Origin of the sequence: Streptomyces sp. NBC_00459 (assembly GCF_036013955.1) — a bacterium.
GTDB lineage: Bacteria > Actinomycetota > Actinomycetes > Streptomycetales > Streptomycetaceae > Streptomyces.
In genome coordinates, this window is the sequence record NZ_CP107903.1 from 7,687,102 (window position 1) to 7,708,940 (window position 21,839).

The following is a 21,839-nucleotide window of genomic DNA, read 5'->3' on the forward strand; positions in this document are numbered from 1 at the left end:
TGCGGCGCGCGGCCGTCGTCAGGCTGTGGCGGCCGGCGTGTCGAGCAGCTCGGCCAGGTCCGCGAGGACCGGGTGGCGGATGACGTCCTTGAGGGTGATCGCCCGGTTGAGGGCGATCGCGAGCCGGACCGCGGACAGCGAGGTGCCACCGCGGTCGAAGAAGTGGTCCAGGCGGCCGATCCGGTCCGACGGCACGCCGAGCACCTCGGCCCAGGCGGCGGCCAGCCGTCGCTCGGCGGGGGTCTCCGGCCCCAGCACGCCTTCCCCGGCGCGGTCCTCGGCCAGGGCGAGTTCCTCCGCGAGCGCGGTGAGCGTCCTGCGGTCGGTCTTGCCGTTGGCGGTGAGCGGCAGCCGCTCCCGCCAGTGCACGGCCGCCGGAACCATGTAGGCGGGCAGCGCCCGAGCCAACCGCTCCTGTACGCCGACGAGTTCGGCACCCGTGCAGAACGCCACCAGTCGTGCGCCCCGCACGACCACCACGGCACCGTCCCGGACCCCGGGCACCCGCAGCAGCGCGTTCTCGATCTCGCCGATCTCGATCCGGAAGCCGCGCAGCTTCACCTGGGTGTCACGGCGGCCGAGGAACTCCAGCCTGCCGTCGGGCAGCCAGCGCCCGTGGTCACCGCTGCGGTAGAGCCGCTCGCCGGGCCGGTACGGGTCCGGCACGAAGGCCGCCGCCGTGCGCTCGGGGTCGTTGACGTACCCGCGCCCGACACACACCCCGGAGAACACGATCTCGCCGGGCGCCCCGAGCGGCACGGGCGCGAGGTGCTCGTCGACGACGTACACACGTACGTTGCGCACGGGCCGGCCGAGCGGAACGCGGGGCCCGTCCGGCACCCGGTCCATCACCTCGTGGTTGGTGTCGTCCGAAGTCTCGGTCAGGCCATAGGCGTTGGCGACCCTGATGCCGGGCTGGGCGGCGAACCAGCGCTGCACCAGCTCCCGCTTCACCGCCTCCCCGGTGACCGACACACAGTGCAGGTCGGGCAGTTGGCGTGGCCGCCGCTCCAACTCCGCCAGCACGGCTTCGAGATACGACGGCACGATCTGGAGGACATTGACCCGGCCGTCCACGATCGTGTCCACGAACCGGGGCACGTCCAGGATCACGTCCTGTCCGACCAACAGGGTCCGGCCGCCGACGAGCAGCGCGGACACCAGCTGCCACAGCGAGATGTCGAAGCACTGGGGAGCGGTCTGCGCGACCACCTGCCCCTCGCCGACGCCCAGATCCTCCAGCTTGGCGAGCACATGGTTGACGAAACCCGCGTGCTCGCACATCGCGCCCTTGGGCTCACCGGTCGAACCGGAAGTGAAGTAGATGTACGCCAGTTGGTCCGCGCCGACGCTCACCCCGAGGTCGTCGCCCGGGTGCCCCTCCGCCCAGACCTCGTCGACGTACAGCCTCGGTACGTCCGTCACCGTCCCGTCCAGCGTGGTGGTGCTGCCGTGCTCGGTGACGACGAACGCGCACTCGGCGCGGGTGAGGGTGGCGGCGATGCGCTCGGCCGGGAAGTGCGGCTCGACCGGCAGATAGACACCGCCCGCCTTGAGCACCCCGAGCACGGCGGCCATCCAGTCGAGGTTGCGCTCGGTGACCACGGCGACCACGCCCTCACGGGCCAGCCCGCGGGCCAGCAGCGCCCGACCGAGCTGGTTCGCCCGGGAGTTGAGCTCCCGGTAGGTCCACTCCGTGCCGCCCTGCACGGCCGCCACCGCGTCCGGGTGCTTCCGCACCCGCTCCTCGAACAGTTCGTGCACCCGGCGGTCCGGGAGTTCACGGGCGGGTCCCGCCAACCCGTCCAGCTGGAAGGCGAGTTCGTCTCCCGACAGCAGGCTCTGCGACTCGTGGTCGGCGTCCGGGTCGGCGGTCATCAGGGAGAGCGCGGTGAGGTGGTAGCCGGCGATCCGGGCAGCCGCGCCGGCGTCGAGCACATCGGTGCGGTGGCGCAGCCGCAGGGTGCGCCCGCGGACGCTGAGATGCAGCACGGCACCGTCGTCCGCCGGGTTGCCGCCGTGCGGGTCGAGCACGGTCTCGTACGGCGGCTCGTCGACCGCGCCCACCTCGTCGGCGAGGTCCGTCATCGCCAGCAGTTCTCGCCAGGAGCCGGGGCCGACCAGCATCCGGCGGGGCACGGGCCGGCCGCCCTTCACCGCCACGTAGCCGGTGGTGACCTCCCGTTCACCGGAGAGCGCGGCGAGCACCTTGGCGTGCGCGGCGAGCAGCGCGGACTCGAACGAGGCCGACCTCAACAGGCTGGAGTCGAGGGGGACTTCGTACTCGGCGTACACCGAGTGGCGGTTGTGCTGCGGGTCGTTGCCCGGGACCGGGCCGGGTATCCAGCGTGGGATCGTGTTCATCGGGCTGCCCCCGTCGAAATCTGTGCGGTGTGTGCGATCTGGTCGGTCTGTCCGGCCGGTGCGATCTGGTCGCTGCGCAGGGCCACCGCCGGGTTGCCGCCCCAGCGGGCCAGGCACGGCACGTCCTCGCCCTTCATCAGGAAGGAGTCCGGGGCGAGTTGGGAACCGTCGCCCATCGACACGCCGTAGTGCACGAGCGCGCCGGTGCCGAGCGTGACGCCCCGGCCGAGGACGATGTGGTCGGACTTGTAGGTGCCGTCCTCCTGCGAGTGGGCCTGGATCTTGCTGTGCGCGCCGAGCGTGCAGTCGTCGCCGATCGTGGTGAGCGTGCGCTCGGTGATGGAGACGCCGTCGTCGAAGACCCGGCGCCCGATACGGACGCCCAGCAGCCGCCACAGCAGGTTCTTGAACGGCGTCCCGTTGAACACGACGAGGAAGTCGACCGGCACCTTCCACAGCCGTTCCTGCCACCAGAAGTGCGGGTCGTAGATGGAGACCAACTGCGGCACCAGACTGCGGAACCGGGTGATGAGCCGTTCGACCAGCACGTAGTACCCGGCGGTGAGCACGAGCCCGACGACCAGGGAGGCGCCGACCAGCGCGCCGGCGGCGATGCCGTGCGTGCCGTACACGGCGAACGCGGCGAAGCCGAGCACCGTCAGGAGGAACGAGTGCAGCCAGCGGACGAACAGGAACAGGCCTATCGTGCGCAGGTTGTAGCGGTTCTTCGCGGCGAGACGACGGTGGAACTCGTCGCCCTCGCGCAGATGGTCGAAACTGCTGTCGCGCTCCACCGACCGCGGGACCTCGAAGGACGGTGAGCCCAACAGCCCGACGTTCTCCCGGAGTTCTCCGTCGAGCGGCACCAGCACCTTGGTCGCCAGCAGGACGTTCTCGCCGGTGCGGCCCCCGGTGGGGTAGGCGATGTGGTTGCCGAGGAAGCTGTGCGCTCCGATCGACGCCCGCGAGACGCGGAAGGACGTGGCGGAGTAGTCGGCGTTGAGGACCGACAGTCCGTCGGCGACCATCGTGCCGCGGCCGACGGAGACCAGATACGGGTTCTCGTGCTGCATCTCCGTACCGAAGTTGGAGCCGGTCTGCTCGACGTGCGAGAGGTCGTAGCCGATGGCCCGCAGGTAGTGGACGATGAACGAGCTGTCGCCGCACAGCCACTTGAAGAACTTGAGGTTGGTCAGGCGGGTGACCGCCCGATGTGCCGAGTAGTGCGGGCCGTACAGCGGATAGACCTGGTCGGGCCGGATCACCAGGTTCAGCAGCCGGGGGACCAGGGACACGGTCACGGCTCCGACGACGATCACGGCGGCGAAGAGCGCGAGGGAGAGGCCCACGGCCTCGGCGTAGAACCGGACCGAGGCCATGTCGGCCACGTCCGGGTCGAACAGCGCCTCAAGGCGGGGTGCCAGGTCGAGCAGCAGGAATCCGCCTCCGACCGCCAACGGCACGTACACCAACAGGAGCTGGAGGAGGGCGGCGAGGCCGTAGAGGGCCCGTCGGACGGTGGAGCAGCGGGCGCCGGGGATCCGTATGTGGTCAACGTCCGTGGGCTGGGCGGGCGAGCCGTGCCGGCGCAGGCCTGCCGGCACCGCCTGGCCCTCGAACAGTGCGGAGGAATGGCCGAGTTGGGATCCGTCACCCATCGACGTACCGATGTCGAGGACGGTCTTCTCGCCGATGTGGACGTTCCTGCCGAGGGTGACCGGGCCGGTCTGGACGCGTCCGGCGACGACCCGGTAGCAGAGGAAGTGCGAGTCCTTGCGGATGATCGTGCCCGCGCCGACCGTGAGCAGGTCGGTGCAGACCGGCACGGTGGGCGAGAGGATGGTGACGCCCCTGCCGATCCGCGCGCCCAGCGCCCGCAGGTAGAGCACGTAGAGCGGGTTTCCGGCGAACAGGCGCATCGGATTGGCGTTGAGCAGGGCCCTGACCGTCCAGAAGCGCAGATAGGCGAGCCCCCAGACGGGGAAGTCGGCCCGCTGCCACCGGCCGACCAGCACCCACTTGGCGGCCACCGGCAGTACGCACATCCCCACGAAGACGGCGCCGCCGAAGACGACCGACCGCAGATAGACGTCGACTGCCCCCGAACCGGCGTTGATCCACCGGTAGCCCTCGACGGTGCAGAGCCCGGTGAGGAGGCAGTACGCGGCGAAGACGAGCAACTGCGCGGCCCCGCACAGGACATACCGCCAGGTGCTGCCGGGCACCGGAGCCTCGGCCGGCGGTGCGACGGGCGCCTCGGCCGGGGCGCCGGTGAGCGCCGCCGCCAGGCTCCGGATCGTCGGACTGCCGTAGACGTCCTTCATCGACACCGACGGCAGATCGTCACGCTTCCTGACCCGGGCGCAGAAGTGCGCCATGATCAGGGAGTTGGCACCCAGGTCGTCGAAGAAGTGGCTGTCGAGCGGGACGTGGTCCCTCTTCACGACACCCGCGAGCACCTCGGCGAGGATCTGCTCGGTGCCGCCCCCGGCGCCGGTCGGGTGCCTGGTCACGTCCTTGGCCGTGTGCTTGGTCGGATCGGTCGGCGACATGGGCGCCAACTCGATCGGTTTTCCCCCCACTTTTCCCCCCACGATGAACTCCTCAGTGGTGCTGGTCTTGGCTTTCGGATCGTTCCGATCGGTGGACCGGCGGTTCGGGCGGGCTCCCCTGTGCCCGCCTCCGTTCCCAGTCCCGGGCGCGCCGTGCCGCTCCCGCGACCAGGGCCTCCAGGGGTCCCCGGCCCCTGGTGAACCGCCACCCGACCGCGAAGAGCAGTGAGCCCGCGACCAGCACGGCGTACTGGAGGTCGGGGGAGCCGTTCAGCGCTCCGGTGGCGAGGAACAGGACATGGGCGGTGTAGAGGGTCAGCGGCATGCTCCCGGCGGCCGCCAACGGGAGCAGCGCGCGCCGCACCAGGGCGATCCGGGTCAGCAGCAGGACCGCCGCGAGCAGTGCGGTGGCCGCGCCGAGGGTGTGCAGCAGGTCGAACGGCGAGGTGGAGTGCGGGGCGCGGGAGAGCATCGACCACCAGGTCGCGCCGTCCGGGGTGTCCCACAGGACCTCGTCGCGGGCGTGCGGCCCGATGGCGTCGGGGAACTCGTTCTGCCGCAGCCGCTCCAGACCGCCCCAGCGCAAGAGCCACAACGAACAGGCCAGCCAGGCGGTGGCGGCGAGCGCCAGCCCGCCGGTCAGCAGCCGGGTCGCGGTGCGCCGGTCGAAGAGGTCGAGGCGCCCGATGGCGAGCCCTGCGCACAGGTACGCCGTCCACGCCAGGACCGGATAGGGGCCGTGGACGAGCAGGTCGCCGAGGAGGCCGGCCGGGTCGGTGACGACGTCCTGGAGCGTCGGATCACCGTCGAAGGCGGGTTCGGGCAGCGCCCCCCGGAGCAGGTGGACGAGGAACGGCGCGACCACGCCCAGGGCGAGGGCGATACAGGCCAACGTCCGTGCCCGCAGGGCGAGCAGAGGCAGGGCGAGCAGGAACAGCAGGGCGTAGAAGGCGAGGATGACGTCGACCTGGAGGCCGCCCGCGTTGGCGGCGTAGCCCAGCAGCAGCCCGATCAGACCGACGGACAGCGCCCGGGCGGTGACCGCGGTGAGCGAGCCGCGGCCGACCCTGGGAGTGCGGCCGCCGGTGGTGAAGGCGAGGCCGACTCCGGCCACCAGTGCGAAGGTCGCCGAGGACCGACCGCCCGCCAACTGCCAGGCCACCGTCGGTGAATCGTCCGGCTCGAACGCTCCGAATACGTGCACGGAGAACATACCGAGCAGCGCGAGGCCACGGACCACGTCTACACCGGCAATGCGCGGTGTCGATAAAGGCATGGATCGCTCCGTAAATTGGCACGATGGATTTCGCGTCCGCTGTGCGACCGCGGTGCAGCTGAGGGCGGAAGTGACAGATGACGCGATATGTGAAATGGCGTACGGGACGAAACGAGGTATGAGACGTATGAGCGGAAATTGTCGATGAGCGCGGTGTGCGGCACGGCGTCGACCCGCACGTTTTCGTGCGGATCACGGGCAACGCGGCTCGATCGGGCTTGGTCGGAGCCCGGATGCCCCCGTGTCGTCTCGGTTCGCACTCCCTTGGGCGGGTGTGCCCCGGAGAATGCAATCCGAATTGTTTCGACCCGGTTATGAACGGGTCAAGGTGGCCCGGCGTAATGTCGCTTTCCTGTTACAGAGTCACGACTTTTCGTACAGTTGGCGACCGCCTGTTCACCCGCCTCACCAGGAAGCTTTCCGAAGGGCAGGTGTAATTGCCCGGCGGTATTCCGTTTACGGGCGCCGGAATATGGCCGCCAAGGGCATGACAGAAATAGTATTCGATTTGGCTGCTGTATCGTTCCGCCCGGTTTCCCCTGGGTTTCCCTTCGTTTTCTGCCGCGTCACGGGAACGGAGGGAAGGAAGCGGCGTACGGGCGCTGCGCCGTGGCCGGGGCACCGGAGGGTGAGAGGGGTGGCGCCCGCCCGATACCGTTAGGGCGTGCAGGCAGCAAGTGAACCTCCAGAGAGCCCCAGCGGCCGACTCCACCGTGCGCGCGTCCTCTACCGGAACGTCTCCAAGCGCAGGACCGCGTGGCTGTTGCTCAAGGACACCGTCAACTCGTGCATCGAGTACCGGATCCTGGGTCTGGCGGCGGAGGCTGCCTTCTTCACGCTGCTCTCCGTGCCGCCACTGCTGTTGAGCCTGATCGGGCTGCTCGGCTACGTCGACGACTGGACCGGCACCGACACCATCACCAGCCTGGAGACCAACATCCTGGAGGCGTCCCGCACGGTCCTGTCGGACAAGGGCGTCGCGGAGATCGCCCGGCCGATCCTGAACGACGTGATGAAGGGCGGCCGGCCCGACGTCATCTCCATAGGATTCCTGTTCGCCCTCTGGTCCGGCTCGCGCGCGGTGAACGTCTTCATCGACACCATCACCGTGATGTACGGCCTCGACGGCGTCCGCGGCATCGTCAAGACCCGGCTCGTCGCCTTCGTGCTGTTCGTCGTGGCACTGCTGATCGGCTCGGTCGCGCTGCCGCTGATGGTGGCGGGTCCGGACGCCGTGCTCAGCGTCCTGCCGTGGTCGGAGACGCTCGTACAGGTCCTGTACTGGCCCGTGGTGATCCTGCTGTCCATCGCCTTCCTGACGACGCTGTTCCACGTGTCGGTGCCCGTGCGTTCCCCGTGGATCGAGGACGTCCCGGGCGCGCTCATGGCCCTCGCCATGTGGGTGTTCGGCAGCTTCCTGCTGCGTATCTACCTGACCAAGACGATCGAGGGCGCCACGATCTACGGATCGCTCGCCGCCGCCGTCGCCGTCCTCCTGTGGGTCGGCGTGTCCGCGTTCGCGGTGCTCGTCGGGGCCGCCGTCAACGCGGCGATCGACCGTGTCTGGCCCGCCGCCGCCACCGCCGCCGCACGAGCCGCCAACGAACGGATTCGCAAGGAGGAGGCCGCCGAGTACGTCGCCCGGATGTCGGCCGCCCGGGCCTACGAGCCCGACGACCCCGACGACTGCGACATGCCCTCCGAGTTCCCGGAACGCTGGTCGCGCTTCCTGCCCCCGGAGGACGTGACGTCCCGGCTGCGGGCGCACGTGAAGAGCACGCCCAAGACAGGGGAGGGCCCGCCCCCCGAGAAGTGACGGGGAACGGGCTCGTCCACTGCCTGCCGCGGCCTCACACCTTCCACACCCCGGCCGCCGCGTTCTCCCGTACGAAGTCGGAGAACTCGCGCGGCTCACGGCCGAGGACCTGCCGGACGCCGTCCGTGAGACGGGAGTTGCGGCCGTCGAGGAGCCCCTCGAAGACCTCCACCAGGAACGCGGCCTCCTCCGGCGGCACCCCGAACCCCTCCAGCGTCTCCCCGTACGCCCGCGCCGGTACCGGCGTGTACGTCAGCCCGCTGCCCGTCGCCGCGGCGATCTCCGCCACCGCCTCCCGGAAACTCAGCAGCCGCGGCCCGGTCAGCTCCAACGTCCGCCCCACATACCGCTCCCCGGACACGAACACGGCGGTGACCACGTCCGCGATGTCCCGCACATCGAGGAACGGCTCCCTCACCTCGCCTGCGGGGAAGACGAGTTCACCGTGGCGCAGCCCCTCCACCAGCGGCCCCTCGCTGAAGTTCTGCGCGAACCACGAGGCCTGTACGACCGTCCAGTCCGCGCCCGACGACTTCAACGCCTCCTCCGTCGCCCGGGCCTGCTCCTCCCCGCGCGCCGACAGCAGCACCAGCCGCCGCACCCCGAGCCCCACCGCCTCCCGGGCCAGCGCCCCGACGCCCTCGGTCGCGCAGGGCGAACCCACGTCCGAGGGATACATCAGATACGCGGCGTCCGCACCCGCGAGGGCGTCCGCCCAGGTGGTCCGATCCGTCCAGTCGAAGCCCTGCGCACGGGACGCGGCCCGCACGGTGAGCCCGGCGCCGCGCACCGCCTCGGCGACCCGGCTGCCGGTCCGCCCGGAGGCCCCGGTGACGACCACGGTCGTACCGTCGCGGCCACTGTCGTCGCTCTGCCTGTTCTCCGTGTTCTGCGTCATGCCTCAAGTCAACGGCCGCGCGATCCGGGCGCCCATCGCTGAACGGCTCATTCCCATGCGTACGCGTCTACCCTGGCCGCATGGATGCCCTTGCAGGCCTGTTGGAGGGTCCACGCGCGCGTGGCGCCTTCATGATCCGCGCGTGTTTCGACCCGCCGTGGTGCGTGCGCGTCGAGGACGAGGCACTCCTGACGGTGATGCTCATGGTGCGGGGCGACGCCTGGATCACCCCGGACGCGGGGGAGCGGCTGCATCTGCGGGCCGGCGACCTGGCCATCGCGCGCGGCCCCGCCCCCTACACCTGCGCGGACGACCCGGCGACGCCCCCGCAGGCGGTGATCCTGCCCGGCGCCGAGTGCCGCTATCCGGACGGCCGTTCGCTGAACGGGGTGATGGACCTCGGAGTACGCACCTGGGGCGACCGTCTCGACGGCTCGGCCGTGATGCTGATCGGCACATATCTCATGCAGGGCGAGATCAGCGGCCGGCTGCTCGACGCCCTGCCGCCGCTGCTGTCGCTCACCTCCGACGTGTGGCAGTGCCCCCTGACACCGCTGCTCATGGACGAGGTGGGGCGCGACGAACCCGGCCAGGAAGTGGTCCTGGACCGACTGCTCGACCTGCTGGTCATCGCGGCCCTGAGGGCCTGGTTCTCCCGCCCGGAGGCGGCGGCCCCGGCCTGGTACGGGGCGCTGGCGGACCCGGTCGTGGGGCGCGTACTGCGTCTGGTCCAGGACGACCCCACCCACCCCTGGACAGTGGCCTCACTGGCCGCCGAGGCCGGGCTGTCGCGGGCCGCCCTGGCCCGCCGGTTCACCGACCTGGTGGGCGAACCCCCGATGACCTACCTCACCGGCTGGCGCCTGGCCCTGGCCGCCGACCGCCTGCGCGACACGGACCACACCCTCGACGCGATCGCCCGCCAGGTCGGCTACGGCAGCGCCTTCGCCCTGTCCAGCGCCTTCAAGCGGGTGTACGGGATCAGTCCTCAGGAACATCGGGCGCGGCGGGACCCGGTGCGGATCTAGCGGACGCGGGCACCCGGCGGCGTAGCGTGTCGTACGTGTACGAGGAACGGCCCTCCCGACTGCCGGGCGCCACGGTGTGGACGAACACCCCGGCCGGCCTCGGCGACGCGCGGCCCGTTCTGCCCGACGGCTGCATGGACCTGCTGTGGAGCGAGGGCCGGTTGCTGGTCGCGGGTCCCGACACCCGCCCGTACGTTCCGGAAGGCGCCCCCGCGCACTGGGCGGGCGTCCGCTTCCGTCCCGGCACGGCGCCGGCCCTGTTGGGCGTACCCGCGCACGAACTCCGCGACCGGCGCGTCGAGTTGGCCGACCTGTGGGGAGCGGCCGAGGTGCGACGCCTGAGGGCACGCTTCGACGCGGTGGCGGACCCGGCGACGGCGCTGGAAGAGCTGGCACTGGAACGGGCGGCGCACACGGAGCGGCCGGACCCCCTGCTGGACGGCCTGGTCGAGGCTCTGCGGGCGGGCCGCCCGGTCGCGCGTACGGCCGACGAACTGGGCCTGAGCGCACGCCAGTTGCACCGCCGCTCCCTCACCGCCTTCGGCTACGGCCCCAAGACGCTGGCCCGCATCCTCCGCCTCCAGCGAGCGCTCGCCCTGGCCCGGAAGGGGATGCCCTTCGCGGAGACGGCCGCCCGTGCGGGGTACGCCGACCAGGCCCACCTCGCCCGGGACGTACGGGAGTTGACGGGGATGCCGCTCGGGAGGCTACTCGGTGGGGGAGGGGACGGCTGAGTCCAGCGGGGCGAACAGATCGACGCCGTTGCCGTCCGGGTCGAGCACACACGCGTACCGCTGTCCCCATACGGCGTCCCACGGCTTCAGCTCGCTCCGATACCCCGCACCCACCAACTCCTCGTACAGGGAGTCGACTTCGGCGGCCGAGCCGCACAGTACGGCCAGCCCGGTCCGCCCGCCGCCGCTGGGGGGCCGCCACCCGGGGCGGAAGGACCGGACCGTCTCCTCGGTGTCCAGCAACAGCCGCATCCCGCCCGGGAGTTCGGCCTCGACATGCGGCTGCTGCTCGGCCCCCTCGGGGAAGTCGAGCCCGAGTCGACGGTAGAAGGCGACGGAGGCCGCGAGGTCGGCGGTGACGATGCCGATGGCGTCGAACCGGGGCGTGGGGCGTGGGGTCGGTTGTGAAGTCATACGGCCAGGCTAGGCGGGGTGCCCAAGGCCGGTCTTGAACGAATCGGACACGTCGGCATCCCCGGTCCACCCCCGGTTGCGGGCCCGGCGGGGGGCACGAATAGTGGGAAGGACAGCTGCACCTTGATCGGTGGCCGAGCCCCGCACAAGGAGCCCGCCCGGTCTCCCGACCGTGGCTGCCCACCGCCCCACACCTCGCTGACCTCTCCATTGCCATGAGAGGAGTGCTGCCATGCGCAAGCACACTCGGGCACATCGGCTTCTGACGGCGTCGACGGTCCTGTTCGCCGGCGGCGTCCTGCTGCTGCCGACTCCCACCGTCGCCCAGCCGGAGAATCAGGAATCGCGGGACTCCGCGGCAGTGGTCTCGGGAGCCGCGTTCCAGGTCAGGAACCCGCAGACCGGCAAGTGCATGACGGTCGCGGGCGGGCGTTCGACCGAGAACAACGTACGGCTCGTCCAGTTCAACTGCGACACGGACCCCTCGCGCCGCTGGAAGCTCACCGGCGGAAACGACAACTCCTACCAGCTCGTCAACGCGCAGACACGCAAGTGCGCGACGGTCGCGGGCGGACGCTCGACCGAGAACAACGTCGAACTGGTCCAGTTCGACTGCGACTCGGACCCCTCGCGCCGTTGGAGCCTCGTCAACTGGGACGGCGGCGCCTACGAACTCGTCAACGACCAGACGGGCAAGTGCGCGACGGTCGCCGGCGGCCGGTCCACCGAGAACAACATCCCACTGGTGCAGTTCGACTGTGACAGGGACCGGTCCCGCACCTGGACCCTGAACCTGGCGGGCTGACGGCACCGCACCCACCGAATGGCTCCTTCCGCGGGAATACCGACAGGTCATGTGTTGCTCTGATCTGAACGGTTCACGAGCGGCGGCGAGGGAGCTGGTGGGCAGATGAGGGACGAATCGAAGCAGCCCGTCGTGCGGACGCCCTACGGGGACGTCCGTGGCAGGTACGAGGGCGACGGGATCGCCGTGTTCCGCGGCATCCCGTACGCCGCACCGCCCTTCGGCCCCCGCCGGTTCCGGCCGCCCGTGCCGCCCACCCCCTGGGACGGGGTGCGCGACGCGGGCGGCTTCGGTCCCACCGCGCCGAAACCGCCGTACTCCGAGGCCTTCGCCCGGCTGCTGTCGGACCCCGTGGTGCCCGGCGACGACTGTCTCAACCTCAATGTCTGGACACCTGAGCCCGGGCACGGGGCCCGTCTCCCCGTCATGGTGTGGATCCACGGCGGCGCCCTGACCCGTGGCTCCTCGGCCGTTCCCGTCTACGACGGTCACGCCTTCGCCCGTGACGGCGTGGTCCTCGTCTCCGTCAACTACCGCCTGGGCGTGGAGGGTTACGGCCTCTTCCCCGACGCGCCCCCGAACCCCGGCCTGCGGGACCAGCTGGCCGCGCTGGAGTGGGTGCGGGCGTCGGTCGCGGCCTTCGGCGGCGACCCCGACCGCGTCACCGTCTTCGGTCAGTCGGCCGGAGCGATCAGCGTCGGCGCACTACTCGCCTCCCCGCGCGCCCGGGGGCTCTTCCGGCGGGCGGTGCTGCAGAGCGGGCCGCCCGAGGTGAGCGACCGGGACAAGGTACGGCGGATGGTGCGCCGGATGGCGACCCGGCTGAAGATCCCGGCGACCGCCGAGGCCTTCGCGGCCGTCGACCGGGAACTGCTGCTGCGCGTCCAGGGAGAGGTGGGGCGGCTGAGCAGTCCCGTGCTGGGCGGGCCCGCCTTCGGCATCGTCGTGGACGGCGACCTCGTGCCCCGCGACCCCCTGGAGGCACTGGTCGACGGGGCCGCCGCCGACGTCGACCTGCTCCTGGGCTGGACCCGGGACGAGTACCGGCTGTGGCTGGTGCCCGGCGGGCTGATGGAGCGCGTCGACCGGCTCGGCGCGGTCGCCCTGGCCGGGGCGATGGCCCGCTGCCACTGCGGTCCCGAGGTTCCGCGCGGCTATCGCACCCTGCACCCGGACGCCGGCACGGCAGACCTCGTCGGCCAGCTGGTCACCGACCACCTGCTCCGCGTACCGCTGCACCGGCTCGCGGACGCGCGGGGCGAGGGCGGCAGTGCACATGTGTACGAATTTGCGTGGCCGTCCGACCAGCCCGGCCTGGGTGCCTGCCATGCCCTCGAACTGGGATTCGTGTTCGGTACTCACCTGGCCCCCGAGTCCGCCAAGCTGGCGGGCCAGGGCGCCCCGGAGGAACTCGCCGAGGCCATGCACACGGCGTGGGTGCGCTTCGCCGTCGACGGTGACCCGGGCTGGCGGCCCTGGGACGCCTCGCACCCGGTGCGCGTCTTCGGTGACGGCGACCCGCACACCGTGGAAGGCCCACGGGACCGCGAACTGGCCCTGTGGGCCGCCGACCGGGCCGCCGCGCCCCCGACGGCTCCGGAGTCCGAACCCGGGTCGGCCGTGCGGCCCCGGTTGCCCCTACGGGGCGTACGGGGTGCGGAGCCGCTGTCCGTCGTACGACGTCTTCGCCGCCCCGGCGGTGTTCCCCGGCGCTGATCACCGCCGCCGGACGGGATCCGGCCAGGTGGCGGATCTGCCGCTCCTGACGGCAAATGACCAGTTCACACCGGTGAACGACCGACGGCGGAGTGGCGCAACACTGCCGCAACACCACCGAGGGCGGCCCACGGTTATGGTCCGGGGGACACGAACCCCCGGCCACCCTGGAGCCCCGATGCCCGCCGACCGCACTCGCGAACACACCGCGCCCGTCGCGGCCGCGCGTCGCCGCCGGCTGCGCGCCGACCGGGCACGGCAGCTCGCCGACCTGCTCCGCCACCAGCTCCTGACCGAGGGCTTCCCCGACGGCGTACTCCCGCACGAGGACGCCATCGGCGCCGACTACGGCGCGTCCCGCAACACCGTGCGCCAGGCCCTGGACCTGCTTCGCACCGAACAGCTGGTCGAGCGGCTGCCCGGCGTCGGGACGGTCGTCACCTGCCAGAAGTACCCGCACGGCCTGGACCGGTTGATGGGGCTCGCGGAGACCCTGCACGAGCACGGCCACGTCACCAACGAGGTCCGCACCATGAGCCCGGTCCCCGCGCCCGGACCGGTCGCCGCCCGCCTCGGACTGCCGGCGCGCGCCGAGGTGCTGTACGTGGAGCGGCTGCGCCGCCTGGGCGGGGTACCGCTGTCGCTGGACCTCACCTACATCCCGATGGACATCGGCGTCGAACTCCTCGGCGCCGACCTGGAGAACACCGACGTCTTCAGGCTGCTGGAACAGATCACCGGACGGCGCCTGGGCACCGCCGAGATCACCCTGGAGGCCGTCACCGCCGACGCGCACTCCGCCGCCGTCCTGGAGGCCCCGCGCGGCGCGGCCGTACTGATGCTGGAACGGCTCACCTGTCTGTCCGACGGGCGGCCCGTGGACCTGGAGTTCATCCGCTTCCGGGGCGACCGGATCACCATGCGCGGACTGCTCCACCGGTCCGCCTGACCCACCCCTTCCTCCTCTCTCACACCCCTCGCCAGCCGAATCCCGGAGACAGCCATGCCTCTCGTCCCCCAGCGTGCCGACGTGCCCGTCACGATCGACGAGTCCAAGTGCATCGACGGCTGCACCCTCTGCGTCGACATGTGCCCGCTGGACTCCCTCGCCATCGACCCGGACACCAGCAAGGCGTACATGCACGTCGACGAGTGCTGGTACTGCGGCCCCTGCGCCGCCCGCTGCCCCACCGGCGCGGTCACCGTCAACATGCCCTACCTCCTCCGGTGAAAGGTTCCTCCCGCATGGCTTCCGTGGCCCGCGCCCGCGCCCGTAACCAGTCACGCAGGACCGCTCCGGCCGTCCTCGCCGCGGCCCTGCTCCTGCCGCTCACCGCGTGCGGCGGTTCCGCCGACGCCAGCGACAGCAAGTCGGTCACCGTGACCGTCGGCTACCAGTCCAAGACCATCAACACCGTCACCGCGGGGACCCTGCTGCGCTCCCTCGGCTACTTCGAGAGCGCGCTGAAGGCCCAGGGCGCCCGTGACGGCATCGCCTACAAGGTGGAGTGGCAGGACTACGCGACGGGCGCGCCGATCACCGCCGCGATGGTCGCCGGGAAGGTCGACATCGGCTCCATGGGCGACTTCCCGCTGCTCATCAACGCCTCCCGCGGCAAGCAGCTGAACGCCCCGACCCGTATGGTCTCCGTCACCGGATACAACCCGCGCGGCGCCCTCAACACCGTGGTCACCGCCCCGGACTCCAAGCTGAAGTCACTGTCCGACCTGCGCGGCAGGAAGGTGTCGACGAGCGTCGGCTCGGCCGCCGACGGCACCCTCGTACGTGCCCTGGAGCAGGCCGGGCTCGACCCCGACAAGGACATCGGCAAGCTCAACCAGCAGCCCGCTGTGGGGGCTTCGGCGCTGGAGGCGGGCAGCGTCGACGCGCTCTCCCAGTTCGTGGCCTGGCCCGGCCTGCTCGCCTTCCAGTGCAAGGCGAAGGCCCTGTACGACGGCGGCTCGCTCGGCCTGCCCACCCTCCACGGTGTCACTGTCCGCGACGCCTTCGCCGATCAGCGCCCGGCGGTCGTCGAGGCGTTCCTCGGCGCCCAGATCAAGGCCACCGCGTATCTCGACGCGCACCCGGTCACCGCCGCCGAGAAGGTCGCCGAGGTCACCGGGCTGCCCGCGGAGGTCGTCTACCTCTACAACGGCAAGGGCGGCATCGCCACCTTCGACCCCACTCTCAAGCCGCAGCTGGTCGCCGCCCTGAAGAAGGACGTCCCGCTGCTGGTCTCCGCCAAGCTCGCGGGCGAGGTGAACGTCTCCGACTTCGTCGACGACAGCTACCTCAAGAAGGCGTACGGCACCGGATACGCCAAGGCCGCCGGCACCACGGCCCCCGCCTCCAGGCCCGAGGTCTGGCTCAAGGGCGCGTCCACCACCAGCACCTTCGCCGACCCGGCCGCCCTGCTGCGCTACGTCGCCGCGCACAGCACCGACGTACGGGCCGCGTACGTCCCCGACGCCACCACCGGCACCCGCTGGTTCGCCGACAAGTCGGTGTGGGTCCAGGACGGCACCGACCTGGAGCCCTTCGTCACCGAGGCCGCCGCCGACACCTGGACCGCCGCCCACCCCGGAGCGCGGATCGTCAGCTACGCCACGGCACTGGGGCAGGCAGCGAAATGACCGCCCCCGCCGCCTTCTCCGCCTCCTCTTTCCCGTATCCCCGCTACGCCCTGCGCGCGGTCTCGCTGCTGGCCGCGCTCGGGATCTGGCAGCTGCTCACCAGCCAACACGTCAACCTGTGGCTGCGGTTCGCCCAGTTCCCGACCGCCACCCAGGTCGCCCGCGAGTTCGGGCACCGCCTCGGCACGGGCGTCTACTGGCAGGACCTCACGGACAGCCTGACCCGCATCCTCACCGGCTTCGCGCTCGCCGCGGTGGCCGGAATCGCGGTCGGCACCGCCATCGCCCGCTCCCGGATCGCCGCCGACCTGCTCGGCCCGCTCCTCGAAGTACTGCGGCCCATCCCGGCCATCGCCCTCGTACCGGTGGCGATCCTGCTCTTCCCCACCAACGAGCAGGGCATCGTCTTCATCACCTTCACGGCCGCCTTCTTCCCCGTCCTCGTCTCCACCCGGCACGCGGTCAGGGCGCTGACCCCGGTCTGGGAGGAGGCCGTCCTCACCATGGGCGGCGGCCGGCTGCGCGTCCTCGCCTCCGTCGTCCTGCCCGGCGCACTGCCCGGCATCCTCGGCGGGCTCTCGGTGGGCATCGGCGTGTCCTGGATCTGTGTCATCTCCGCCGAGATGATCTCCGGCCAGTACGGCGTCGGCTACCGCACCTGGCAGGACTACACCATCGTCAACTATCCGGGCGTCCTCGTCGGCATGGCCACCATCGGCCTCCTCGGCTGGCTCACCTCCACCGCCGTCGAGGTCGCCGGCCGCCGCGTCACCCGCTGGCTGCCGCGCCCCGCCGCCGAACGGGCGGTGCCTTTGCGGGTCCGCCGTCCGGCCGCCCCCGTGCACACGTCCGGGAGGGCGGCCTCATGACGACCCAGGTCAGTACGTCCACGGTGGAGACCGGGGCCCCCAAGGGCGTACGGCTGCGGCTGTCGGACGCGACCATCGGGCGCCCGGGACTGGCGGTGCTCAGCGGCCTCGACCTCGACATCGCCCCCGGCGAACTCCTCACCGTCGTGGGCCCGTCCGGTTGCGGGAAGTCGACGCTGCTGCGGACCCTGGCCGGGCTGCTGCCCGCGCTCGACGGACACGTCAGCCAGGACGACCGGCCGATCACCCGCCCGGAGGCCGACCGGGCCCTGGTCTTCCAGGAGGACGGCCTGCTGCCCTGGCGCAACGCCCGCCGCAACGTCGAACTCCCGCTCGCCATACGGGGGTTGCCGCGCGCCGAACGCCGAGCGCAGGCCACGCGGTGGCTGGCCCAGGTCGGCCTGGCCGACCGGGAGGAGCAACTGCCCCACCGTATGTCCGGCGGCCAGCGCCAGCGCGTACAGCTGGCCCGCGCCCTGGCCGGGCGCCCGCGCGCGGTGCTGATGGACGAACCGTTCGGGGCGCTGGACGCGCAGACCCGGGCCGGGATGCAGAACCTGCTGGTCGAGGTCCTGAACGGGACCCGCGCCACGGTCGTCTTCGTCACCCACGACGTCGACGAGGCGGTGTTCCTCGGCGACCGCGTAGCCCTCCTCGGCACCGGCCAGGTGCTGGACGTCCCCCGACCGCGCGAGCGTGCGGCCCACGGCGATCCCGCGACGGTCGCCCTGCGCCGCGAGATCCTCGCCTCCCTCGGCACCGCTTCCCACGACACCGCTCTTCTCGGCACCTGAGAGGCACCACCCCCATGGCCCGCACCGAGTCCCCCGTGGACCGCACCGAGATCCCGTCCCTCGACGACGCCGACGAGCTGACCTGCGACGTCCTGGTCATCGGCGGCGGCACCGCCGGCACGATGGCCGCGCTGACCGCCGCCGAGCACGGCGCGAACGTCCTGCTCCTGGAGAAGGCCCACGTCCGCCACTCCGGCGCCCTCGCCATGGGCATGGACGGCGTCAACAACGCCGTCGTCCCCGGCCGGGCCGAACCCGACGACTACGTCGCCGAGATCACCCGCGCCAACGACGGCATCGTCAACCAGGCCACCGTCCGCCAGACCGCCACCCGCGGCTTCTCGATGGTGCAGCGCCTGGAGTCCTACGGCGTGAAGTTCGAGAAGGACGAGCACGGCGAGTACGCGGTCCGCCAGGTCCACCGCTCCGGCTCCTACGTGCTCCCGATGCCCGAGGGCAAGGACGTCAAGAAGGTCCTCTACCGGCAGCTGCGCCGCCGCGAGATGCGCGAGCGGATCCGCATCGAGAACCGCGTGATGCCGGTACGGGTCCTCACCGCCGGCGGCCGGGCGGTCGGCGCCGCCGGTTTCGACACCCGCACCGGACGGTTCGTCACCGTACGGGCCGGCGCGGTGATCCTCGCGACCGGCGCCTGCGGACGCCTCGGCCTGCCCGCCTCCGGCTACCTCTACGGCACGTACGAGAACCCCACCAACGCGGGCGACGGCTACGCGATGGCGTACCACGCGGGCGCCGAACTCAGCGGCATCGAGTGCTTCCAGATCAACCCCCTGATCAAGGACTACAACGGCCCGGCCTGCGCCTACGTCGCCAACCCCTTCGGCGGCTACCAGGTCAACCGGCACGGCGAACGCTTCGTCGACTCCGACTACTGGTCGGGCCAGATGATGGCCGAGTTCGCGGCGGAGGTGGCGAGCGAGAGGGGTCCGGTGTACCTGAAGCTCAGCCATCTCCCCGAGGAGTCCGTAGCCGCCCTCGAAGACATCCTGCACTCCACGGAACGGCCGACCCGCGGCACCTTCCACGCCAACCGCGGCCACGACTACCGCACCCACGACATCGAGATGCACATCTCCGAAATCGGCCTGTGCGGTGGCCACTCGGCGTCCGGAGTCTGGGTCGACGAGCACGCCCGCACCACCGTCCCCGGCCTGTACGCGGCCGGCGACCTGGCCTGCGTACCGCACAACTACATGATCGGCGCCTTCGTCTTCGGCGACCTCGCGGGCGCCGACGCGGCCACCGAACACCGCGCCTACGAGGGCGAGTTGCCCCCCGATCAGCTCCGCGAAGCGCACGAGCTGATCTACCGCCCGCTGCGCAATCCCGACGGCCCCCCGCAGCCGCAGGTCGAGTACAAACTCCGCCGCTTCGTCAACGACTACGTCGCCCCGCCCAAGAGCGGCGCCCGACTCTCCCTGGCCGTCGAGGCGTTCGAGCGGATGCGCGACGAGATCGCCGGCATGGGAGGCCAGACCCCGCACGAGTTGATGCGCTGCGCCGAGGTCGACTTCATCCGTGACTGCGCGGAGTTGGCCGCCCGGTCGTCACTGGCCCGTACGGAGAGCCGCTGGGGCCTCTACCACGAGCGCACGGACATCCCGCAGCGTGACGACACGGACTGGCTGGTGCACCTCAACGTCCGTAAGGCGGCGGACGGTTCGATGGAGTTCCTGACCCGGCCGGTGGCGCCCTACCTCGTCCCGGTCGAGGGCTTCGAACCGACGGGCGGCGACGTGAGCGTCCTCGGCGAGGTCCACCCCGAGCAGGTGGCCACCGCAGGCCCGCGCGAGGTGGCCCCGGTCGGCTCCGGCACGGTCAGGACCCGCACGGTCCTGCCCACGGCGAGCGCCCCCTCCCCGCGCATCCTCGAACTCCTCGCCCTGGCCGAGGACCAGCCCGGTCTGCCGGAACTGCGCCCCTATCTCACCGACCCCGACCCGGCCGTACGCCGGACCGCCGTCGCCACGCTCACCGAGACCGCCCCCGACGGCACCGGCCCTGCCCTGGCCACCGCGCTCGGCGACCCGGACGCGGGCGTACGGGAGTCGGCGGCCGGCTCCCTGCGGGAACTGGTCGAGGTGCTGCCGCCCGAGGAGGCGCTGCGCGACGCCCTGATCGAGGCGCTGGCCCTCGACGACCCCGGCAGGGAGGGCGTGCGGGCCGCCGCGCTCGACGTCCTGCGCGCCCTGCGCCTGGGCTCCGCCGAGCTGTACGCCCGCACCCTCGCCGATCCCGATCTCGGGGTGCGTATCCAGACGGTCCGGGCCCTGGTGTCGGTGGACGCGGTTCCGGAACTGGCCCGCGCCGCCGCCGACACCTCACGCGAGGTTCGGGTCGCCGCCGCCCACGGACTGGGCACCGTCGGCACCCCGGACGACCTCAAGCCCCTTCTCGCCGACACCGACGCCCTGGTCAGGGCCGCCGCGCTCACCGCCCTCGCGACCACCGGCTGCCCACCGCCCCTGGACACGGCGGCGACCGCCGCGCTGACCGACCCCGCCTGGCAGGTCCGTTCGGGCGCGGCGACGGCCCTGGGCGCGGCGGCACCGGACCTGGCGGTTCCCGCCCTGACCGAGGCACTGTCCGACGCGTTCGCCGACGTACGCAAGGCCGCCGTCCGAGCGCTGCGCCGCCACGACGGCCGGCCGGGGGTCGCCGACGCCCTCGCCTCGGTGGCGGGGGACGCGGACGCGGACGTGAGGGCCTACGCCCGGCTGTAGTGACGGCGGCACGGCGGTGACGCGCCCCTCCGCGTCACCGCCGCACCGCATGGGGCATAGGGCATAGGGCATGGGGCGGATGAATCGGTCGCTACGGGAGGTGTGTCGCCCCGTACCTCGTCACCGCAATGTGTCGGCGATCGACGTGATCGCCTGCGGCCCCACCCGGCAGCACCCGCCGATCAGCCGCGCCCCCGCGTCGCGCCAGCCCGTCACCTGACCGGCCGCGAAGGTCGAACTGCCGGTCCAGGCGCGGGCGTCGGCGTCCCAGACCTCGCCGCTGTTCGGATAGACCACGACCGGCTTGCCGGTCACCCGGGCCGCCAGTTCCACGGCGCCGTCCACATCCTCGGGCACACAGCAGTTCACGCCGACGGCGACGACCTCGTCCGCCGCACCGGCCAGGGCGAACGCCTCCGCCAACGGCTGCCCGGCCCGCGTCCGCTCCCCGGCCACGCTGAACGACAGCCAGACCGGCACCCCGAGCCCGCGCACCGCGCGCAGCAGGGCCTCGGCCTCGTCGGCATCCGGAACCGTCTCCAGGGCCAGCACATCGGGCCCGGCGGCGGCCAGCACCTCCACCCGCGGCCGGTGGAAACGCTCCAGCTCCGCCACGCTCAGCCCGTACCGCCCCCGGTACTCGGAGCCGTCCGCGAGCATCGCCCCGTACGGCCCCACGGACGCCGCCACCCACAAGGGACGCTCCGTCTTCGCGCGGCGCGCCGCCTCGCGGGCCAGCTCCACGCTCAGCCCGAGCAGCTCGGCGGCCCGCTCGGGGCCGATGCCGCGCTTGGCGAAGCCCTCGAAGGTGGCCTGGTAGCTGGAGGTGATCGCGACGTCCGCGCCCGCCTCGTAGTAGGCGAGGTGCGCGTCGACGATCGCCTCGGGCTGCTCGACGAGCAACCGCGCCGACCACAGCTCGTCGCTCAGATCGTGCCCGGCCGACCCCAACTGGTTGGACATGCCACCGTCGAGGACGAGGGGCGCGCCCGAGGCCAGGGCGGCGGAGAAGGAGGCGTCGGCGGAGGAGCGGGCGGCTTCACTGGTCTCGCTGGTCATGCCCCGACGCTAGTCGACGGCTGCCACCGACGGCCGCATGTGTCCAGTACATGAACAGATGGACCACAATGTGGGATGGCGCGTTACGATCGCGCCCTCCCCACACCCTCCCCGTCCCTCCCCGCCCACCGGAAGT

At 71.8% G+C, this 21,839-nt stretch carries 17 protein-coding genes; 11 read left to right on the forward strand and 6 right to left on the reverse strand.

The features are described 5' to 3' along the window. Positions 1 to 18 precede the first annotated feature (18 nt). Genes OHN74_RS33950 through OHN74_RS33960 form a run of 3 tightly spaced genes read right to left on the reverse strand, consistent with a single transcriptional unit; the run spans position 19 to position 6,192 of the window. Positions 19 to 2,364 carry a non-ribosomal peptide synthetase gene (locus tag OHN74_RS33950; protein ID WP_327698379.1) on the reverse strand — a complete coding sequence of 782 codons (2,346 nt, stop codon included), beginning with the start codon at positions 2,362 to 2,364 and terminating at the stop codon, positions 19 to 21. Then, on the reverse strand, positions 2,361 to 4,916 hold the full coding sequence (locus OHN74_RS33955) for a Pls/PosA family non-ribosomal peptide synthetase (protein WP_327698380.1): 2,556 nt from the start codon (positions 4,914 to 4,916) through the stop codon (positions 2,361 to 2,363). Before OHN74_RS33955 ends, OHN74_RS33950 begins: the two co-directional genes overlap by 4 nt. A 52-nt stretch (positions 4,917 to 4,968) precedes the next feature. Further along, the gene (locus OHN74_RS33960) at positions 4,969 to 6,192 is read right to left on the reverse strand and encodes a heparan-alpha-glucosaminide N-acetyltransferase domain-containing protein (protein ID WP_327698381.1); all 1,224 of its coding nucleotides are present in this window, start codon (positions 6,190 to 6,192) and stop codon (positions 4,969 to 4,971) included. A gap of 664 nt (positions 6,193 to 6,856) precedes the next feature. Between OHN74_RS33960 and OHN74_RS33965 the strand changes: the two genes are divergently transcribed. After that, positions 6,857 to 8,008: a YihY/virulence factor BrkB family protein gene (locus tag OHN74_RS33965; protein WP_327698382.1), complete on the forward strand. Its 1,152-nt coding sequence runs from the start codon at positions 6,857 to 6,859 to the stop codon at positions 8,006 to 8,008. A 34-nt stretch (positions 8,009 to 8,042) separates the two neighbouring features. On the opposite strand, the gene OHN74_RS33970 is transcribed toward OHN74_RS33965, so the two are convergent. Further along, positions 8,043 to 8,906, reverse strand: coding sequence for an NmrA family NAD(P)-binding protein (locus tag OHN74_RS33970; RefSeq protein WP_327698383.1), 864 nt, complete (start codon positions 8,904 to 8,906; stop codon positions 8,043 to 8,045). A gap of 80 nt (positions 8,907 to 8,986) precedes the next feature. On the opposite strand from OHN74_RS33970, the gene OHN74_RS33975 reads away from it, so the two are divergent. Beyond that, positions 8,987 to 9,934, forward strand: a complete 948-nt coding sequence (locus OHN74_RS33975; RefSeq protein WP_327698384.1) for an AraC family transcriptional regulator — start codon at positions 8,987 to 8,989, stop codon at positions 9,932 to 9,934. A gap of 35 nt (positions 9,935 to 9,969) precedes the next feature. After that, the gene (locus OHN74_RS33980; protein WP_327698385.1) at positions 9,970 to 10,668 is read left to right on the forward strand and encodes a helix-turn-helix transcriptional regulator; all 699 of its coding nucleotides are present in this window, start codon (positions 9,970 to 9,972) and stop codon (positions 10,666 to 10,668) included. On the opposite strand, the gene OHN74_RS33985 is transcribed toward OHN74_RS33980, so the two are convergent. Beyond that, positions 10,642 to 11,082, reverse strand: a complete 441-nt coding sequence (locus OHN74_RS33985; RefSeq protein WP_327698386.1) for a VOC family protein — start codon at positions 11,080 to 11,082, stop codon at positions 10,642 to 10,644. The genes OHN74_RS33980 and OHN74_RS33985 overlap by 27 nt on opposite strands. A gap of 232 nt (positions 11,083 to 11,314) precedes the next feature. On the opposite strand from OHN74_RS33985, the gene OHN74_RS33990 reads away from it, so the two are divergent. The 8 genes from OHN74_RS33990 (at position 11,315) to OHN74_RS34025 (ending at position 20,644) form a co-directional block, all read left to right on the forward strand. Further along, positions 11,315 to 11,887: an RICIN domain-containing protein gene (locus OHN74_RS33990; RefSeq protein WP_327698387.1), complete on the forward strand. Its 573-nt coding sequence runs from the start codon at positions 11,315 to 11,317 to the stop codon at positions 11,885 to 11,887. A gap of 105 nt (positions 11,888 to 11,992) precedes the next feature. Then, positions 11,993 to 13,603: a carboxylesterase/lipase family protein gene (locus OHN74_RS33995; protein ID WP_327698388.1), complete on the forward strand. Its 1,611-nt coding sequence runs from the start codon at positions 11,993 to 11,995 to the stop codon at positions 13,601 to 13,603. 178 nt (positions 13,604 to 13,781) lie between these two features. After that, a complete protein-coding gene (locus OHN74_RS34000) occupies positions 13,782 to 14,552 on the forward strand; it encodes a GntR family transcriptional regulator (RefSeq protein ID WP_327698389.1) in 771 nt (256 codons plus the stop codon). 54 nt (positions 14,553 to 14,606) lie between these two features. Next, the gene (locus OHN74_RS34005) at positions 14,607 to 14,834 is read left to right on the forward strand and encodes a 4Fe-4S dicluster domain-containing protein (protein ID WP_006376935.1); all 228 of its coding nucleotides are present in this window, start codon (positions 14,607 to 14,609) and stop codon (positions 14,832 to 14,834) included. A 14-nt stretch (positions 14,835 to 14,848) separates the two neighbouring features. After that, positions 14,849 to 16,237 (forward strand): ABC transporter substrate-binding protein, encoded by a 1,389-nt coding sequence (locus OHN74_RS34010; protein WP_327698390.1) that lies wholly within the window; start codon positions 14,849 to 14,851, stop codon positions 16,235 to 16,237. After that, positions 16,234 to 17,106, forward strand: coding sequence for an ABC transporter permease (locus OHN74_RS34015; RefSeq protein ID WP_327698391.1), 873 nt, complete (start codon positions 16,234 to 16,236; stop codon positions 17,104 to 17,106). The genes OHN74_RS34010 and OHN74_RS34015 overlap by 4 nt, the downstream gene beginning before the upstream one ends. Next, a complete protein-coding gene (locus OHN74_RS34020) occupies positions 17,103 to 17,900 on the forward strand; it encodes an ABC transporter ATP-binding protein (protein ID WP_327698392.1) in 798 nt (265 codons plus the stop codon). The genes OHN74_RS34015 and OHN74_RS34020 overlap by 4 nt, the downstream gene beginning before the upstream one ends. A gap of 14 nt (positions 17,901 to 17,914) precedes the next feature. Further along, positions 17,915 to 20,644, forward strand: a complete 2,730-nt coding sequence (locus tag OHN74_RS34025; RefSeq protein ID WP_327698393.1) for a fumarate reductase/succinate dehydrogenase flavoprotein subunit — start codon at positions 17,915 to 17,917, stop codon at positions 20,642 to 20,644. 120 nt (positions 20,645 to 20,764) lie between these two features. On the opposite strand, the gene mmuM is transcribed toward OHN74_RS34025, so the two are convergent. After that, positions 20,765 to 21,703, reverse strand: a complete 939-nt coding sequence (mmuM, locus tag OHN74_RS34030; RefSeq protein ID WP_327698394.1) for a homocysteine S-methyltransferase — start codon at positions 21,701 to 21,703, stop codon at positions 20,765 to 20,767. Positions 21,704 to 21,839 lie beyond the last annotated feature (136 nt).

What these genes read in the sequence shown, in the direction of transcription:
- OHN74_RS34010 (WP_327698390.1), top strand. Translation starts at nt 14,849, where the DNA reads ATGGCTTCCGTGGCCCGCGCCCGCGCCCGTAACCAGTCACGCAGGACC.
- OHN74_RS33985 (WP_327698386.1), bottom strand. Translation starts at nt 11,082, where the DNA reads ATGACTTCACAACCGACCCCACGCCCCACGCCCCGGTTCGACGCCATC.
- OHN74_RS34005 (WP_006376935.1), top strand. Translation starts at nt 14,607, where the DNA reads ATGCCTCTCGTCCCCCAGCGTGCCGACGTGCCCGTCACGATCGACGAG.
- OHN74_RS33990 (WP_327698387.1), top strand. Translation starts at nt 11,315, where the DNA reads ATGCGCAAGCACACTCGGGCACATCGGCTTCTGACGGCGTCGACGGTC.
- OHN74_RS33970 (WP_327698383.1), bottom strand. Translation starts at nt 8,906, where the DNA reads ATGACGCAGAACACGGAGAACAGGCAGAGCGACGACAGTGGCCGCGAC.
- OHN74_RS33975 (WP_327698384.1), top strand. Translation starts at nt 8,987, where the DNA reads ATGGATGCCCTTGCAGGCCTGTTGGAGGGTCCACGCGCGCGTGGCGCC.
- OHN74_RS34015 (WP_327698391.1), top strand. Translation starts at nt 16,234, where the DNA reads ATGACCGCCCCCGCCGCCTTCTCCGCCTCCTCTTTCCCGTATCCCCGC.
- OHN74_RS33960 (WP_327698381.1), bottom strand. Translation starts at nt 6,192, where the DNA reads ATGCCTTTATCGACACCGCGCATTGCCGGTGTAGACGTGGTCCGTGGC.
- mmuM (WP_327698394.1), bottom strand. Translation starts at nt 21,703, where the DNA reads ATGACCAGCGAGACCAGTGAAGCCGCCCGCTCCTCCGCCGACGCCTCC.
- OHN74_RS34025 (WP_327698393.1), top strand. Translation starts at nt 17,915, where the DNA reads ATGGCCCGCACCGAGTCCCCCGTGGACCGCACCGAGATCCCGTCCCTC.
- OHN74_RS33950 (WP_327698379.1), bottom strand. Translation starts at nt 2,364, where the DNA reads ATGAACACGATCCCACGCTGGATACCCGGCCCGGTCCCGGGCAACGAC.
- OHN74_RS33955 (WP_327698380.1), bottom strand. Translation starts at nt 4,916, where the DNA reads ATGTCGCCGACCGATCCGACCAAGCACACGGCCAAGGACGTGACCAGG.
- OHN74_RS33995 (WP_327698388.1), top strand. Translation starts at nt 11,993, where the DNA reads ATGAGGGACGAATCGAAGCAGCCCGTCGTGCGGACGCCCTACGGGGAC.
- OHN74_RS34000 (WP_327698389.1), top strand. Translation starts at nt 13,782, where the DNA reads ATGCCCGCCGACCGCACTCGCGAACACACCGCGCCCGTCGCGGCCGCG.
- OHN74_RS34020 (WP_327698392.1), top strand. Translation starts at nt 17,103, where the DNA reads ATGACGACCCAGGTCAGTACGTCCACGGTGGAGACCGGGGCCCCCAAG.